12 protein-coding genes are annotated in these 13,999 nt (G+C 71.2%); 6 read left to right on the forward strand and 6 right to left on the reverse strand.

Annotation, left to right across the window (positions count from 1 at the left end):
* Nucleotides 1–7 precede the first annotated feature (7 nt).
* Genes AC07RV_RS28225 through AC07RV_RS28235 form a run of 3 tightly spaced genes read right to left on the reverse strand, consistent with a single transcriptional unit; the run spans nt 8 to nt 4,430 of the window.
* Complete coding sequence (locus AC07RV_RS28225) at nt 8–1,099, reverse strand: mechanosensitive ion channel family protein (protein WP_398492091.1); 1,092 nt, start codon at nt 1,097–1,099, stop codon at nt 8–10.
* Nucleotides 1,096–3,372 (reverse strand): FUSC family protein, encoded by a 2,277-nt coding sequence (locus tag AC07RV_RS28230; RefSeq protein ID WP_296776043.1) that lies wholly within the window; start codon nt 3,370–3,372, stop codon nt 1,096–1,098. Before AC07RV_RS28230 ends, AC07RV_RS28225 begins: the two co-directional genes overlap by 4 nt.
* Nucleotides 3,372–4,430 (reverse strand): inositol monophosphatase family protein, encoded by a 1,059-nt coding sequence (locus AC07RV_RS28235; RefSeq protein WP_296776039.1) that lies wholly within the window; start codon nt 4,428–4,430, stop codon nt 3,372–3,374. Before AC07RV_RS28235 ends, AC07RV_RS28230 begins: the two co-directional genes overlap by 1 nt.
* A gap of 194 nt (nt 4,431–4,624) precedes the next feature.
* Here AC07RV_RS28235 and AC07RV_RS28240 point away from each other — a divergent pair, with 194 nt between their 5' ends.
* The 3 genes from AC07RV_RS28240 to AC07RV_RS28250 all read left to right on the forward strand — a co-directional run bounded on the left by AC07RV_RS28240 (nt 4,625) and on the right by AC07RV_RS28250 (nt 6,970).
* Nucleotides 4,625–5,356, forward strand: a complete 732-nt coding sequence (locus AC07RV_RS28240) for an RNA methyltransferase (RefSeq protein WP_296776036.1) — start codon at nt 4,625–4,627, stop codon at nt 5,354–5,356.
* A 92-nt stretch (nt 5,357–5,448) separates the two neighbouring features.
* Nucleotides 5,449–6,219, forward strand: coding sequence for a serine O-acetyltransferase (cysE, locus tag AC07RV_RS28245; protein ID WP_093339507.1), 771 nt, complete (start codon nt 5,449–5,451; stop codon nt 6,217–6,219).
* A gap of 1 nt (nt 6,220) precedes the next feature.
* On the forward strand, nt 6,221–6,970 hold the full coding sequence (locus AC07RV_RS28250; RefSeq protein ID WP_296776033.1) for a DUF4303 domain-containing protein: 750 nt from the start codon (nt 6,221–6,223) through the stop codon (nt 6,968–6,970).
* A gap of 16 nt (nt 6,971–6,986) precedes the next feature.
* Here AC07RV_RS28250 and AC07RV_RS28255 read toward each other — a convergent pair whose 3' ends face one another.
* The gene (locus AC07RV_RS28255; protein ID WP_208509207.1) at nt 6,987–7,961 is read right to left on the reverse strand and encodes a LysR family transcriptional regulator; all 975 of its coding nucleotides are present in this window, start codon (nt 7,959–7,961) and stop codon (nt 6,987–6,989) included.
* A 162-nt stretch (nt 7,962–8,123) separates the two neighbouring features.
* On the opposite strand from AC07RV_RS28255, the gene AC07RV_RS28260 reads away from it, so the two are divergent.
* On the forward strand, nt 8,124–9,425 hold the full coding sequence (locus tag AC07RV_RS28260) for an MFS transporter (protein WP_296776215.1): 1,302 nt from the start codon (nt 8,124–8,126) through the stop codon (nt 9,423–9,425).
* 27 nt (nt 9,426–9,452) lie between these two features.
* Complete coding sequence (locus AC07RV_RS28265) at nt 9,453–10,475, forward strand: histone deacetylase family protein (RefSeq protein ID WP_296776029.1); 1,023 nt, start codon at nt 9,453–9,455, stop codon at nt 10,473–10,475.
* On the opposite strand, the gene cadR is transcribed toward AC07RV_RS28265, so the two are convergent.
* The gene (gene cadR, locus AC07RV_RS28270) at nt 10,472–10,930 is read right to left on the reverse strand and encodes a Cd(II)/Pb(II)-responsive transcriptional regulator (protein ID WP_296776027.1); all 459 of its coding nucleotides are present in this window, start codon (nt 10,928–10,930) and stop codon (nt 10,472–10,474) included. The genes AC07RV_RS28265 and cadR overlap by 4 nt on opposite strands.
* A gap of 122 nt (nt 10,931–11,052) precedes the next feature.
* Here cadR and AC07RV_RS28275 point away from each other — a divergent pair, with 122 nt between their 5' ends.
* A complete protein-coding gene (locus AC07RV_RS28275) occupies nt 11,053–13,407 on the forward strand; it encodes a heavy metal translocating P-type ATPase (RefSeq protein ID WP_296776024.1) in 2,355 nt (784 codons plus the stop codon).
* 1 nt (nt 13,408) lies between these two features.
* Here the strand turns inward: AC07RV_RS28275 and AC07RV_RS28280 are convergent, their stop codons facing one another.
* Nucleotides 13,409–13,972, reverse strand: a complete 564-nt coding sequence (locus tag AC07RV_RS28280) for a carboxymuconolactone decarboxylase family protein (RefSeq protein WP_296776021.1) — start codon at nt 13,970–13,972, stop codon at nt 13,409–13,411.
* Nucleotides 13,973–13,999: the final 27 nt, after the last annotated feature.

Genomic DNA, 13,999 nt, shown 5'->3' on the forward strand with positions numbered 1-13,999 from the left:
GCGCCGCTCAGGCCACGGCCTGCGGCTGCAGCGGCCCGGGCTCGCGCTCGGCCGGGTGGTCGTTGCCCACGCGCACCTTCGGCAGGTGCTGCGGGTACTCGCGCTGCATGAAGTCGATCAGCCCCTCGCGCACGTTGCAGCGCAGGTCGAAGGCCAGGCCCGAGGTGGCGGCGGTGCACAGCACGCGGATCTGCATGGTGCGCTCGGTGGCGTCGGTCACGCGCAGGTTGAAGAAGCGGCCGTCCCATTCGGGCGAGGCCTTCACGATGCGCTCGACCTCGGCGCGCAGCGGCGCCAGCGGCATGCCGTAGTCGGCATAGACGAACACCGAGCCGAGGATCTGCGAGGAGTGGCGGGTCCAGTTCTGGAACGGCTTCTCGATGAAGTAGGTCAGCGGCAGGATCAGCCGGCGCTCGTCCCAGATCTTGAGCACGACGAAGGTGCCGGTGATCTCCTCGACGCGGCCCCATTCGCCCTCGACCACAAGCACGTCGTCGATGCGGATCGGCTGCGCGAGCGCGAGCTGCAGGCCGGCGATGAGGTTGCTGAACACGGGCTTGGCCGCGAGGCCGGCCACGATGCCGATGACGCCGGCCGAGGCCAGCAGGCTGGCGCCGACCTGGCGCGCGCCCGGGAAGGTCATGAGCATCATCGCGCCGCCGGCCACCACCACCACGGTCATGGCGGTGCGCGCGAGCACGCGGGTCTGCGTGAGCACGCGGCGCGCCTGCAGGTTGTCGGCCACGTCCGACGGATGCTGCGCGAGCACGCCATCGGCGAAGCCGCCGATGGCCTTGAGCGCGAGCCAGGTGGTGGCCGCGATCAGCAGCAGGCCGTTGAGATGGCGCACGCTCGCGATGTAGCGCAGGTCCTCGGGCGTGGCCTGCCACACCATCTGCAGCGCGATCAGCGGCAGCACCACGCGCGCGGGCGCATGGCAGGCCAGCACCATGGCATGGATGGCGGGCGCGGGGCGCGTGATGCGCTTGAGCACCATGCCGCCGATGCGGTGCACGGCGAGGGCGACGGGAATGGCGATGACGGCGGCCAGCCAGGTGCCGAACCAGGGATGGGAGAGGATGGATTGCAACAGGGTCATGCCGATGCGAGTCCCGAAGCTTCCTGTTCGTTCAATGCCTGGAGGATCCGGGCCGCATCGTCTCGCAATTGGGTCGACAGCGCGGTCGCCAGGTCGAGCCGGCGCAGCAGCCAGGGACTGATGTCGTTGTCGAAGGGATCGGGCAGCGGGATCGGGCCGCCGACGGCGGTGGAGGCCGTGCTCTCGGGCTGCGAGGGCCCCGAGGTGGGCACCGCGCCGATCGCGGCCTCGATGCGCTGCGTGGTGCGCGCGAGCGGCCCCTCGACCTCGCCGGGCGTGAGGCGGTCGCGCCGCAGCACCAGCATCGACTTGACCGCGCTGAGCTGCGCCAGCAGCTGGTAGCTGTGGGCCTGCAGGTGCTCGAGCGGCTCGACCGGCGGCTGCACCGCGCGCGGTTCGGACAGCGAACGCTGCGTGGCCTGCACCAGTGCCGAGAGGCTGTCGAAGGCCTCGCGGCGCGCCAGCCGCCATTCGAGCTCGGGGCTGCTGTCGACGGTCTGCAATTGGCCCAGGCCCAGCGCGAGCCGCGCATGGCGTGCCTGCGCGGTCAGCACGCGCGCCACCAGCGCCGGGATCTGGCCACGTTCCCACGAGGGCAGCACGTAGCAGAAGGCCCAGGCGAGCGCGGCGCCGATCAGCGTGTCGGCAATGCGCTCGAACAGCGCGAACAGCGGCGCCGCGCCGGTGTTGAGCATGTGGGCCTGCAGCAGGCCCAGCACGGTGGCGGCCACCGCGGTGATCAGGTAGCGCCGCACCGCGAAGCTGTGGGCGATGGCCTGCGCCACGGTCAGCACCGCGAGCAGCCCGAGCGCCGAGAGGTGCGCCGACAGCAGCCCGACCGCGAGCACGCAGCCCAGCAGGGTGCCGGCCACGCGGTGGTTGCGCCGCTCCAGCGTCTGCGAGAGGCTGCCGCGCAGCACCACCACGATGGTCAGCAGGATCCAGTAGTCGTGCGAGCCCCAGGGCATCGACACCGCGACCGCGTAGCCGGCGGCGATCGCGAGCGCGGCGCGGATCGCGTGGCGCAGTGGCGGCGCGTCCCAGCGCCACAGGGTGAAGAAGGGGCGCCACGACCAGTCGGTGGGGCTCACGAACATCTGCCAGTTGGCGCGCACCACCGCGAGGTTGGGCTCGGCGTCGCCGCGCGCCATGGCCGACAGCCGCAGCACCTCGTCGTTGATGTGGCCGATGCGGCTCGCGAGGCCGCGCGCGAGCATGGCGGCGTTGGGGCCGGGCAGCATGGGATGCGGGTGGCCGGCCGAATCCTCGCCGTCGACGTGGATCGCCGCGAGGCGCGGCCGGCGGTCGGCCACGAGGTGCGGGTGGCGGCCCATGAGCAGCGCGTCGGCCAGCGCGATCGTGTCCTCGGCCAGTTCCTCGAGCACGCAGCGCATCTCGACCAGCGCGTCGGCATGGGCGGGATGGGTCTTGAGGGCGTCGAGGTCGAGCTCGCTCGCGAGCAGCTGGTCGCGCATCTCGAGCACGATCACCAGCATCGCGGCCAGCCGCTGGCGGCGCGGCGTGCGCGGCGACTCGAGCACGATGTCGCGCGTGGCCTGCAGCTGGTCGGCCAGCGCGGCCTGCTCGCGCAGCAGGCGGCCCAGCATCGGCGCGGGGGTCTCGCGCACGTCGCCGGTCTCGTCCTTGGGCGTGAACTGGCTGGCCTCGGTGCGCATCAGCGCGGCCAGCGAATACAGCACGTCGGCCACCGACTGCACGCGGTAGCGTGTGTTGAGGATCAGGTTGGCGAGCACCGACCACACCACGTAGAGCCCCGCGCCGAGGCCGAAGTGCCAGGTGCGCTGCAGCGCCTCGTCCATGCCGTGCGGCGTGGGCGTGGCCATCGAGAAGATCATCGAGAACATCACGGCGATCGCGATCGGGATGCCGCGCTTGCCCCAGGCCATGGCCAGGAAGGCGAAGAAGGTGGCCGGCACCAGCAGCAGGCCGAGCCGGATCGGCGCGGCGTGCAGCAGCTGCACGGCGAAGAACAGCGGCAGCCCGATCAGCGGTGCCGGCAGCATCTGCCAGAACTTGCCGCGGCGCGGGCCCGGCAGGTCGGGCGGCGCGGTGACGATCACGCCGACCGCGGCCGAGGAGGCCGCGATGGTGCCAAGCCAGAAATGCACGCCGCCCGAGATGAACAGCAGGCCGAGCGCGACCGTGAGGCCGCTGGCGACGTAGTGGCTCAGCGCGATGCGCAGCGCGGCGCGCAGGCGCTGCTGCAGCACCGAGGCCTGGGTCTCGCCGCCGATGGCGCGGGCCCCTGCCATCACTTGGCGGAAGCGTCGCCCTCGAACGGGCCGGTGGCGGCGGGGGCGTCGCGGCGGATGCGGGTGAGCTTGCGCTTGGCCGGGGCGGCGGTGGCGGCGGGTGCCTCCGCGTTCTGGTCGTCCTCGGCCGGGCCCATCTCGGTCACGGTGCTGCGCGCGTAGATGTAGTCCGAGCCCTCGGTCTGGGGCTTGCTCGCGGCGGCGATCGCGCGCACGCGGTCGCTGGCGCGCAGCTTGTCGTCGACGCTCGCGAACTTCGAGTACTTGGCCAGCAGCGGCACCAGCTGGCCGTAGATGCGCGGCGCGCCGGCCAGGCATTCGCGCTGGTCGATGAAGTCGGGCTCGCCCGTGAAGTTGCCGATCAGGCCGCCGGCCTCGGTCACCAGCAGCGAGCCGGCCGCCACGTCCCAGGGGTTGAGGCCGGTCTCGAAGAAGGCGTCGGTGAAGCCGGCCGCCACGTAGGCGAGGTCGAGCGCCGCGGCGCCGGGGCGGCGCAGGCCGGCCATGCGCGGCATCAGGTCGGCCATGATGGCCAGGTACTGCTTGAAGTTGTCGCCGGTGCGGAACGGGAAGCCGGTGGCCACCAGCGATTCGGACAGCCGGGTGCGCTTGGACACGCGGATGCGGCGGTCGTTGACGTAGGCGCCGCGGCCCTTGGTGGCGGTGAACAGGTCGTTGCGCGTGGGGTCGTAGACCACCGCCTGCTCGATCTTGCCGCGCACCGACAGCGCGATCGACACGCAGTAGAACGGGAAGCCGTGGATGAAGTTGGTGGTGCCGTCGAGCGGATCGATGATCCAGACGTAGTCGGAATCCTTGGCGCCGTGCTCGGAGCCCGATTCCTCGGCCAGGATGCCGTGCCCCGGGTACGCCGTGAGAAGCGTTTCGATGATGGCCTGCTCGCTCGCGTGGTCGATCTCGGTGACGAAATCGTTCACATGCTTCTGGGAGATGCGCACGGCCTCGACGTCGAGCGCGGCGCGGTTGATGATGGCGCCGGCGGCGCGAGCGGCCTTCACGGCCACGTTGAGCATGGGATGCAGGTTGGGGGACGACATTCTGAATTGTGAGCGTGAGCGGAACGCCTGCGCGGACCCGGCAAAGGCCCGGGTGGCCACGGCTGTCGTTCCTGACTGACTGGAAGAACTGGGGGTGGGACCCTGAAGGACCCGGAAACCGGCCCGGCGATGCGGGCGGCGAGAATCGGGGGATTTTAACGGCTCGGCCGGTCCCTGTCTCCCCACCCCTTTTCATGCGCACCCGTTTCATCCTGATCCAGACCAGCCACGCCGGCAACGTGGGCGCCGCCGCCCGCGCCATGAAGACCATGGGTTTCGGCGAACTCGTGCTGGTGGCGCCGCGCTGGGCCAACGTGCTGCGGCGCGAGGAAACCATCCAGCGCGCGAGCGGCGCGCTCGACGTGCTGGCCAATGCGCGCATCGTGGAAACGCTCGACGAGGCCCTCGACGGCGTGACCCACCTGTGCGCCACCGCGATGGTGCCGCGCGACTTCGGCCCGCCCACGCGCACGCCGCGCGAGCACCTCGGCCCGCTGGCCGCGCAGGACGAGGCGCACGTGGCCTTCCTGTTCGGCTCCGAGCGCTTCGGCATGCGCAACGAGGACGTCTACCGCTGCCACGTCGCCCTGAGCATTCCCACCGACCCGAACTTCGGCTCGCTCAACCTCGGCGCCGCGATCCAGGTGATCGCCTACGAATGGCGGCTCGCGCTCGGTGGCTTCGAGGTGCGCGACGCGGTCGTGCCGCCGCCGGCGGCCGATGCCCAGGCCGTGGCCGGCATGCTCGAGCACTGGGAGCGCTCGCTGGTGGAGGTGGGCTTCCTCGACCCCGAGGCGCCCAAGAAGCTGATGCCGCGGCTGCAGCAGCTGTTCAACCGGGCCCAGCCCACGGCCGAGGAGATCCACATCCTGCGCGGCATCGCCAAGGCGATGAGCGAGGCCGCGGCCGGCAAGATCCGGCGCTGAGCGGGCCTAAAACCCCATCGCCCGTACGCGATGAGGGCCGGCTATAGACTGCGCGGCCCCCATCGTCATAACCAAAATATCCGAAGGCAGCGATGTTCTCTCGCCTGCGCGCCGACATCCGGTGCATCCTCGAACGCGACCCGGCCGCGCGCAGCGCCTGGGAGGTGCTCACGGTCTATCCGGGCCTGCATGCCGTGGTGCTGCATCGCTGGGCGCATGCCTGTTGGAACCATGGCTTCAAGTGGCCCGCGCGCTTCATCGCGCACATGGCGCGCTGGCTCACCGGCATCGAGATCCACCCGGCCGCCAAGATCGGCCGCGAGGTGTTCTTCGACCACGCCATGGGCGTGGTGATCGGCGAGACCGCCGAGGTCGGCGACGGCTGCACCATCTACCAGGGCGTGACCCTGGGCGGCACCTCGCTCTACAAGGGCACCAAGCGCCATCCGACCCTGGGCCGCAACGTGGTGGTGAGCGCCGGCGCCAAGGTGCTGGGCGGCTTCGTGGTGGGCGACGGCGCCAAGATCGGCAGCAACGCGGTGGTCATCAAGCCGGTGCCCGCTGGCGCGACCGCGGTCGGCATCCCGGCGCGCATCATCCCCTCGAAGGCCGGCGAGAGCGCCGACGTGACCGTGCCGCAGAAATTCAGCGCCTACGGCATCACGCAGGACGACGACCCGCTGAGCCAGGCGATGCGCGGCCTGATCGACAACGCCTCGAGCCAGGAGCACCAGATCGCGCTGCTGTGGCAGGCGATCGAGAAGCTCTCGGCCCATCCCGGCACCAAGGACTGCGTGCCCGGCGACGCGGCGCGCGACGAGTGCTTCGAGGCCGAGAAGCTCACGCAGCTGGTGGGGAAGTGACGTGAGCTGGGCGCTGTTCCATCGTTTCGAGGACGAGCGGCCCACAGACTTCCACGAGCTGCGCCAGTTCGGCAATTCGCTGTGGGCCGCGAGCGGCAAGGTGCAGACCTGGGGGCGCTCCAGCGTCGCCGAGTTCGCCAGTCCCCAGGCCGCCGAGGAGGCCCTGGCGCAGCGCGGCCGCGAGATCGAGGCCCAGGGCTACGTGCGGGTGCGCCAGGGCATCCACGACCCGGCCCGCGTCGACTTCGCGCTGCTCACGGACGAGATTCGCGAGGGCGCGCGCCGCGCCTTCGGGGCCATTCGCGCGGCCGAGCCCGAGCGGACCTTCCGGCTTTTCGCGCTGGGCAGCGACGAGAGCGCGATGACCATCGTGCATGCCGCCAGCGACCTCGCCCTGGGCGAACCGGGCGAGATGGAGGACGAGAGCGAGATCTGGAGCTCCGGCGAGTGGTCCCACGGCGATGGCGGCGAGTTCCTCGACATCGCCTACCGCATGCTCCTGGCCTGCCATCGCGAGGACCTGCCCTGCAGCGTCGAGTTCGACGTGCTGCGCGACGGCCTCTTCGAGGCCTGCATCGCCGCGATGGCACAGCTCGATGGCGAGGGATTCTTCGGCACCGGCGCCGAACGCGAGGAGGTGGTGCTGCTGTGCCAGGTCGAGGGCAGTGAGGACATGGAAGGCTCGGTCGCCCGCCTCAACACCGCGCGCGTGGCGGGTCGGCTCCAGCGCTGGATCGATCTCTGCGAATGAAGGCCGGGCCGGGCCTTCAGCCCGGCACCATGCTCAGCCGCTCGGTCAGCGAGTAGCGCTGCATCGTGCGCTCCATGGCCTCGAGGAAGGCCTGCTCCGCGGCGTTCATCTTGCGCGCGCGCAGCCACATCAGCTGGATGTCGACGTCGGTCACGCCCTCGTCGGGCGGCAGGCGCCATAGGCGCTGCTGCGCCAGGTCCTCGCGCACGATGTGCTCGGGCAGGCAGCCGATGCCGAAGCCCGCGAAGATCATGCGCCGCACCTCGTCCAGACTCGACGAGGCGGCCACGATGCGGCCCGTGAAGCCGCGCGTGTCGCGGAACACCGTGAGCGGCGAGAGGCTGTCGCCGAGCTGGTCGCTGGTGAAGGAGACGAAGTTCTCGGCCAGCAGGTCGTTCGTCGTCAGCCCGTGGCGGCCGAACAGCCGGTGGTGGCGGCCGCAGAAGATCGCATAGCGCTGGCGCATGAAGCAGCGCAGGTCCAGCCGCTCGTCGGGCGCGCGGCACAGCCCCAGGCCGACGGTCGCGGTCTTCTGCAGCAGCGAGGAGATGATGTCCGAGGAGCGCATGACCTCGATCTGCAGCTCGATGCGCGGATAGGTCTGGTGGAAGTCGGCCAGGAACTGGTCGTAGACGGCCGACTGCATGCGGCTGAGCGACAGCAGCCGCACCGAGCCCGCGACCTCGTCGCGCCGCTCGTCGAGCTCGCTCTCCAGCCGCGACACGTGGCCGTAGATGTCGCTCGCGATGCGGAACACCTCCTCGCCCGCGCGCGTGGGCTCGAAGCGCGCGCCGTGGCGCTGGATCAGGCGGCAGTCCAGCGATTCCTCGAGCCGCTTGAGCGCCTGGCTCACCGCGGGCTGCGTGACGTGCAGGCGCGCGGCGGCCCGGCTCACGCCGCGCTCCTGCACGATCACGAGGAAGGTGCGCAGCAGGTTCCAGTCGAGCCGATCGTTGAGGAAGCGGGCCTTGTCGAGGGTGGGCGAGGTCATGGGCGGGGGTCCTCCGCCTTCAAGATTAGCTCAACTTATGTGAAAAATAAAAAACAGAAATTTGACTGATATTTGGGCGCTGACGATAGTCCGGGCTCGCCTGCGGCCTTCGCCGTGGCACCCGGAGGAGACACCTTGAACACAGCCAACCCGGCGGCCTCGATGCCGTCCGCCGCCCCGGTCCGCCAACCCGCCCGCGCGGCGGCCGCGGCCTTCGTCGGAACCATGATCGAGTGGTACGACTTCTACATCTACGCCACGGCCGCCGCGCTGGTCTTCGGCGCGCTGTACTTCCCCTCGCAGGACCCGTTCCTGAGCACGATGGCCTCGTTCGGCACCTTCGCCGTCGGCTTCTTCGCGCGGCCGCTGGGCGCGGTGGTGTTCGGCCACATCGGCGACCGGATCGGCCGCAAGAAGGCGCTGATGGCCACCATCGTGATGATGGGCATCGCCACCGTCTGCATCGGCCTGCTGCCCACCTACGGCCAGATCGGCGTGCTGGCGCCGGTGCTGCTGATCGTGCTGCGCGTCGTGCAGGGCATCGCGGTCGGCGGCGAATGGGGCGGGGCGGTGCTGATGGCCGGCGAACACGCGCCCAAGGGCCGCCGCACCTTCTTCGCCTCGTTCGCGCAGCTCGGCAGCCCGGCCGGGCTGATCCTGTCGCTGGTCGCGTTCCGCCTGGTCTCGACCATGGACCCGGCCGACTTCCTCTCGTGGGGCTGGCGCCTGCCGTTCCTGGCCAGCGCCGTGCTGCTGCTGGTGGGCGCCTGCATCCGCCTCGGCGTGCACGAGTCGCCCGAGTTCGAACAGGAGAAGCGCTCGCGGCTCACGGTGAAGCTGCCGATCGCCGAGGTGTTCCGTTCCTCGGGGCTGCTGGTGGCGCTGTGCATCGGCGCCAACACGCTCGGCGTGGCCGGCGTGTACTTCACCAACACCTTCATGATTGCCTACACGACCACCTACCTGGGCGTGACGAAGTCGGTGATCCTCGACTGCCTGTTCCTGGTCGCGATCATCCAGTTCGTGGCGCAGCCGCTGGCCGCGCTGCTGGCCGAGAAGATCGGCGGCGCGCGCTTCCTCAAGCTCAGCGCCTTCCTCGCGATGCTCTCGCCCTATCCGATGTTCCTGCTGGTGCAGGGCGCCAGCGTGCCGTCGATGGTGCTGGGCATCGCGCTCGCGGTGGTCTGCCTGTCGAGCTTCTATTCGGTGATCGCGGGCTTCGTGAGCGGCGTGTTCCCGACGCGCGTGCGCTACTCGGCGATCTCGATCGGCTACCACGTGTGCGGCGCGATCGCGGGCGGCCTGACGCCGCTGGTGGGCACCTACCTGGCGCACCGCTTCGTCGGCCAGTGGTGGCCGCTGGCGGTGTTCTTCACGGGCCTGGCCGGCGTGTCGCTGCTCTGCGTGATGGCGCTCGACGCGTTCAAGCACCGTCGCGCCGATGCCGGCGCCCCCGAGCACTGATCCTGCAACGACACCGATCCGATTCCGATGCTGACCTACTTCCATCCCGAGCAACTGAAGCACCACCCGCAGAGCTACCTCTCGCGCGGCCGCATGCGCACGCCGCAGGAGGTGCCCGAGCGCGCGCTGCGGCTGCTGCGCGCCGCGCGCGCGCTGGGCTTCGAGGTGCGCGAGCCCGCCGACCACGGCGCCGCGCCGCTCGCGGCCGTGCACGGCATGAACTACCTGCGCTTCCTCGAGGAGGCGCATGCCGAGTGGCGGGCCGCGGGCCCCGACTGGGGCGACGAGGTGATGTCGAACATCTACGTGCGCGAAGGCAACGCGCTGCGCGGCGTGCTCGCGCAGGCCGCGCGCTACCTGGCCGACGGCAGCTGCCCGGTGGGCGCGCAGACCTGGCGCTCGGCCTACGGGTCCGCGCAGTCGGCGCTGGCCGGTGCGCAGGCGCTGCTGGCCGGCGAACGCGAGGCCTATGCGCTGTGCCGCCCGCCCGGCCACCATGCGCGCGCCGAGGGCGCCGGCGGCTTCTGCTACCTGAACAACGCGGCCATCGCGGCGCAGGCGCTGCGCGCGCAGCATGCGCGCGTGGCGGTGCTCGATACCGACATGCACCACGGCCAGGGCGTGCAGGAGATCTTCTACGAGCGCGCCGACGTGCTGTACGTCTCGATCCATGGCGACCCGACCAATTTCTACCCGGTGGTCGCGGGCCACGAGGACGAGTGCGGCGCCGGTGCCGGCCTGGGCTTCAACCTCAACCTGCCGATGCCCCATGGCGCCAGCGAGGCGCTGTTCTTCGACCGGCTCGACGCGGCGGCCCGCGCGCTGCGGCGCTACCAGCCCGATGCGCTGGTGCTGGCGCTGGGCTTCGACATCTACCACGAGGACCCGCAGTCGCGCGTCGCGGTGACCACGCCGGGCTTCGCCCGCCTGGGCGAGGCGATCGGCGGGTTGAAGCTGCCGACCCTGATCGTGCAGGAGGGCGGCTACCACCTCGACAGCCTCGAACGGAACGCGGCCGCGTTCTTCGAGGGCTTCGCGCGCGAGCGCTAGCGGCGCGCGTGCAGCGCGCCGTGCACGTGGCCCGCGTGCTGGCCGAAGCCCTCGGGCTCGAGCGCGACCGCGTCGAGCTCCTGGATGATCCCGCAGGGCTGGGCCGAATCGGCGCCGCCGCATTGCTGGCGCAGCGCCTTCAACTGCTTCTCGAGCGTGCGCAACTCGGCGATGCGCGCCGCCACGTGGCCGATGTGGTCGTCGAGCAGCTGGTTGACCTCGCCGCAGTCCTCCTGCGGCGCATCGCGGAATTTCAGCAGGCTGCGGATCTCGTCGAGCGTCATGTCGAGCGAGCGGCAGCGGCGCACGAAGCCCAGGCGCTGCGCGTGGTCCTCGCCGTAGATGCGGTAGTTGCCCTCGGTGCGCGCGGGCGCGGGCAGCAGGCCTTCGCGCTCGTAGTAGCGGATGGTCTCGACGGGCGTGTTCGCGGCCTTGGCCAGATCACCGATTTTCATGATGCGGCAGATGGATGAAGGGCTGGCGGGCGGGCCGGGCCGTGGTGGCCGGCGAAGCCCCGCCAGCGGGTGGGGGAACTGCGTTTGACTCTACACCTGCTTCAGGGTTTTCAATCGAGCCCATGACGAACCAGAACACGCTCGACAGGGATATTCGGGGGGGCACGGCGCCCGCCGACGCGCACGGCCACGACCATGGCCACGCGCACGATCACGGCCATGCGCCCGCGGCCGCGGCCGCGCCGCCCGCGCACGACGCCTGCTGCAGCCACACGGGCTGCGGCTCGGCCTCGGTGTCGGCCTTCGTGTCGGCGCCGGAGCCGGCCGACCTGCCCCAGGGCGCGACGCTGTTCCGCATTCCCACCATGGACTGCGCGGTCGAGGAGTCCGAGATCCGCCGCGCGCTCGAGCCCGTGGCCGGCATCGGCGCGCTGCGCTTCCGGCTCGGCGAACGCACCATGGCGATCACCGCCGACGCAGCGGCGCTGGCCGAGGCCCTGGCGGCGATCCGCAAGGCCGGCTTCAAGCCCGAGCCGGTGGCCGCGCCCGCGCCGGGGGCGGCGCGCAGCATCGAGCCCGCGGGCTGGAAGAGCGCCGGCCTCGCGCGCCTGATCGCGGCGCTGGTGCTCGCCATCGGCGCCGAGTCCGTCTCCTTCCTCGCGCTCGAGGGCAGGGGCTTCATGGTCTTCGAGATGGGGCTCGCGCTCGCGGCCATCGCGCTCGCGGGGCTCGACACCTACAAGAAGGGCTTCGCGGCGCTGGTGCGCGGCCGGCTCAACATCAATGCGCTGATGGCGGTGGCCGTGACCGGCGCCTTCTTCATCGGCCAGTGGCCCGAGGCCGCGATGGTGATGGCGCTCTATGCGATCGCCGAGCTGATCGAGGCGCGCGCCGTGGACCGCGCGCGCAACGCGATCCAGAGCCTGCTGGCGCTGGCGCCCGAGCAGGCCGAGGTGCGTCAGCCCGATGGCGGCTGGCAGACCGTGCCCGCGAGCGAGGTGCCGTTGGGCGTGGTGGTGCGCATCCGCCCCGGCGAGCGCGTGGCGCTCGACGGCGCGGTCACGGCCGGCAGCAGCGCGATCGACCAGGCGCCGGTCACGGGCGAGAGCATCCCGGTCGACAAGACCGTGGGCGACACCGTCTTCGCCGGCACCATCAACCAGACCGCGGGGCTCGAGTTCCGCGTCACCGCGGTGGCCGCCAACACCACGCTGGCGCGCATCATCCACGCGGTGGAGGAGGCGCAGGGCACGCGCGCGCCCACGCAGCGCTTCGTCGACCGCTTCGCCGCGATCTACACGCCGGCCGTGTTCGCGATCGCGCTGGCCATCGCGCTGTTCACGCCCTGGGCCATGGGCTGGACCTGGCTCGAGGCGATCTACAAGGCGCTGGTGCTGCTGGTCATCGCCTGCCCCTGCGCGCTGGTGATCTCCACGCCGGTGACGGTGGTGAGCGCGCTGGCCTCGGCCGCGCGCCGCGGCATCCTGATCAAGGGCGGCACCTACCTCGAGGAGGCGCGCAAGCTCAAGGCGGTGGCGCTCGACAAGACCGGCACCATCACCGAGGGCAAGCCCAGGCTGGTCGAATCCGAGGTGCTCGGCGCCACGGCCGGCGGCGACGCGGCCGTGCTCGCCATCGCGGCCAGCATCGCGGGGCGCTCCGACCACCCGGTGTCCAGGGCCATCGCCGAGGGGCTGAAGTCGGTCGACCATGCGCTCGAGGAGGTGCAGGACTTCGCGGCGCTGCCCGGCCGTGGCGTGGAAGCCGTGCACGGCGGCCAACGCTATGCGCTGGCCAACCATCGGCTGATCGAGGAACGCGGCCTCTGCACGCCCGCGATCGAGGCCGCGCTGAAGCGCCACGAGGAAGCCGGCCGCACGGTCACCCTGCTGGCTTCGGAGCAGGCGGTGCTCGCGCTGTTCGCGGTGGCCGACACCATCAAGCCTTCGTCGCAGGCCGCGGTCGCCGAACTGCGCGCGCTCGGCGTGGTGCCCGTGATGCTGACCGGCGACAACGCCGCCACCGCGAGGACCATCGGCGCGCATGCCGGCATCGAGGACGTGCGCGGCAACCTGCTGCCCGAGGAGAAGCTCGATGCCGTGAAGGCGATGCAGCAGCGCTACGGCATGGCCGCCATGACCGGCGACGGCATCAACGACGCGCCCGCGCTCGCGCAGGCCGACATCGGCTTCGCGATGGGCGGCGCCGGCACCGACACCGCGATGGAGGCGGCCGACGTGGTCATCATGAACGACGACCTGCGCCGCATTCCCGAGACCATCCGGCTGTCGCGCCGCGCGCATGCGGTGCTGTGGCAGAACATCACGCTGGCGCTCGGCATCAAGGGCGTGTTCTTCGTGCTCGCGGTGTTCGGCAGCGCGACCATGTGGATGGCCGTGTTCGCCGACATGGGCGCGAGCCTGCTGGTGGTGGCGAACGGGCTGCGCCTGATGCGCGCCGAGAAGAACAACGCCTGAGCTACCAGCGCGCGGCCCAGCGCTCGAGCGGCACGCGCGCCGCGTTGCAGACGTAGCTCACCGCGTGGTACCAGCCCGCGAGCATCATCAGCTCGAGGCACTGCGCGTGGTCCCAGTGCTCGCCGAGGGCGTGCCACAGCGCATCGTCGATGTCGCCCGTGTCGTGCAGCTGGTCGACCATGCGCAGCAGCAGGGCGTCGCGCGGCTGCAGCGCGCCCAGGTCCGCATCGCGCTCGGCGGTCGCGCGCCGCTCGGCCTCGCCGAGGCCGGCCGCGTCGGCGAAGCCGCTCCAGTGCACGCCCCATTCGTACTCGGCGCCGCAGCGCGCGCACACGCGCAGGATCACGAGCTCGCGCTCGCGCAGCGAGATCGAGGCCTTGCGGCCCAGGAAGTGGCGGCCCAGCTCGAGCGTGCGCTCGGCGAGCCGGGGATTCACGGCCATCACCCGGAACAGGCTCAGCACCTCGGGGGCCTGCGGTGGCGTCATGCGCGCGAGCAGTTCGGCGATGCCTTCGGGGTAGGGCGCCTCGAGCGGCGGAATGCGGGGCGCGGTCTCTGCAGTCATGGGAACTCCTTGCATAGAATGGCTTGA

This window comes from Variovorax sp. GW821-FHT09B01 (genome assembly GCF_059418345.1).

Coding starts and splice junctions, on each gene's coding strand:
- AC07RV_RS28225 (WP_398492091.1), bottom strand. CDS start 1,099: ATGACCCTGTTGCAATCCATCCTCTCCCATCCCTGGTTCGGCACCTGG.
- AC07RV_RS28230 (WP_296776043.1), bottom strand. CDS start 3,372: ATGGCAGGGGCCCGCGCCATCGGCGGCGAGACCCAGGCCTCGGTGCTG.
- AC07RV_RS28235 (WP_296776039.1), bottom strand. CDS start 4,430: ATGTCGTCCCCCAACCTGCATCCCATGCTCAACGTGGCCGTGAAGGCC.
- AC07RV_RS28240 (WP_296776036.1), top strand. CDS start 4,625: ATGCGCACCCGTTTCATCCTGATCCAGACCAGCCACGCCGGCAACGTG.
- cysE (WP_093339507.1), top strand. CDS start 5,449: ATGTTCTCTCGCCTGCGCGCCGACATCCGGTGCATCCTCGAACGCGAC.
- AC07RV_RS28255 (WP_208509207.1), bottom strand. CDS start 7,961: ATGACCTCGCCCACCCTCGACAAGGCCCGCTTCCTCAACGATCGGCTC.
- AC07RV_RS28260 (WP_296776215.1), top strand. CDS start 8,124: ATGCCGTCCGCCGCCCCGGTCCGCCAACCCGCCCGCGCGGCGGCCGCG.
- AC07RV_RS28265 (WP_296776029.1), top strand. CDS start 9,453: ATGCTGACCTACTTCCATCCCGAGCAACTGAAGCACCACCCGCAGAGC.
- cadR (WP_296776027.1), bottom strand. CDS start 10,930: ATGAAAATCGGTGATCTGGCCAAGGCCGCGAACACGCCCGTCGAGACC.
- AC07RV_RS28275 (WP_296776024.1), top strand. CDS start 11,053: ATGACGAACCAGAACACGCTCGACAGGGATATTCGGGGGGGCACGGCG.
- AC07RV_RS28280 (WP_296776021.1), bottom strand. CDS start 13,972: ATGACTGCAGAGACCGCGCCCCGCATTCCGCCGCTCGAGGCGCCCTAC.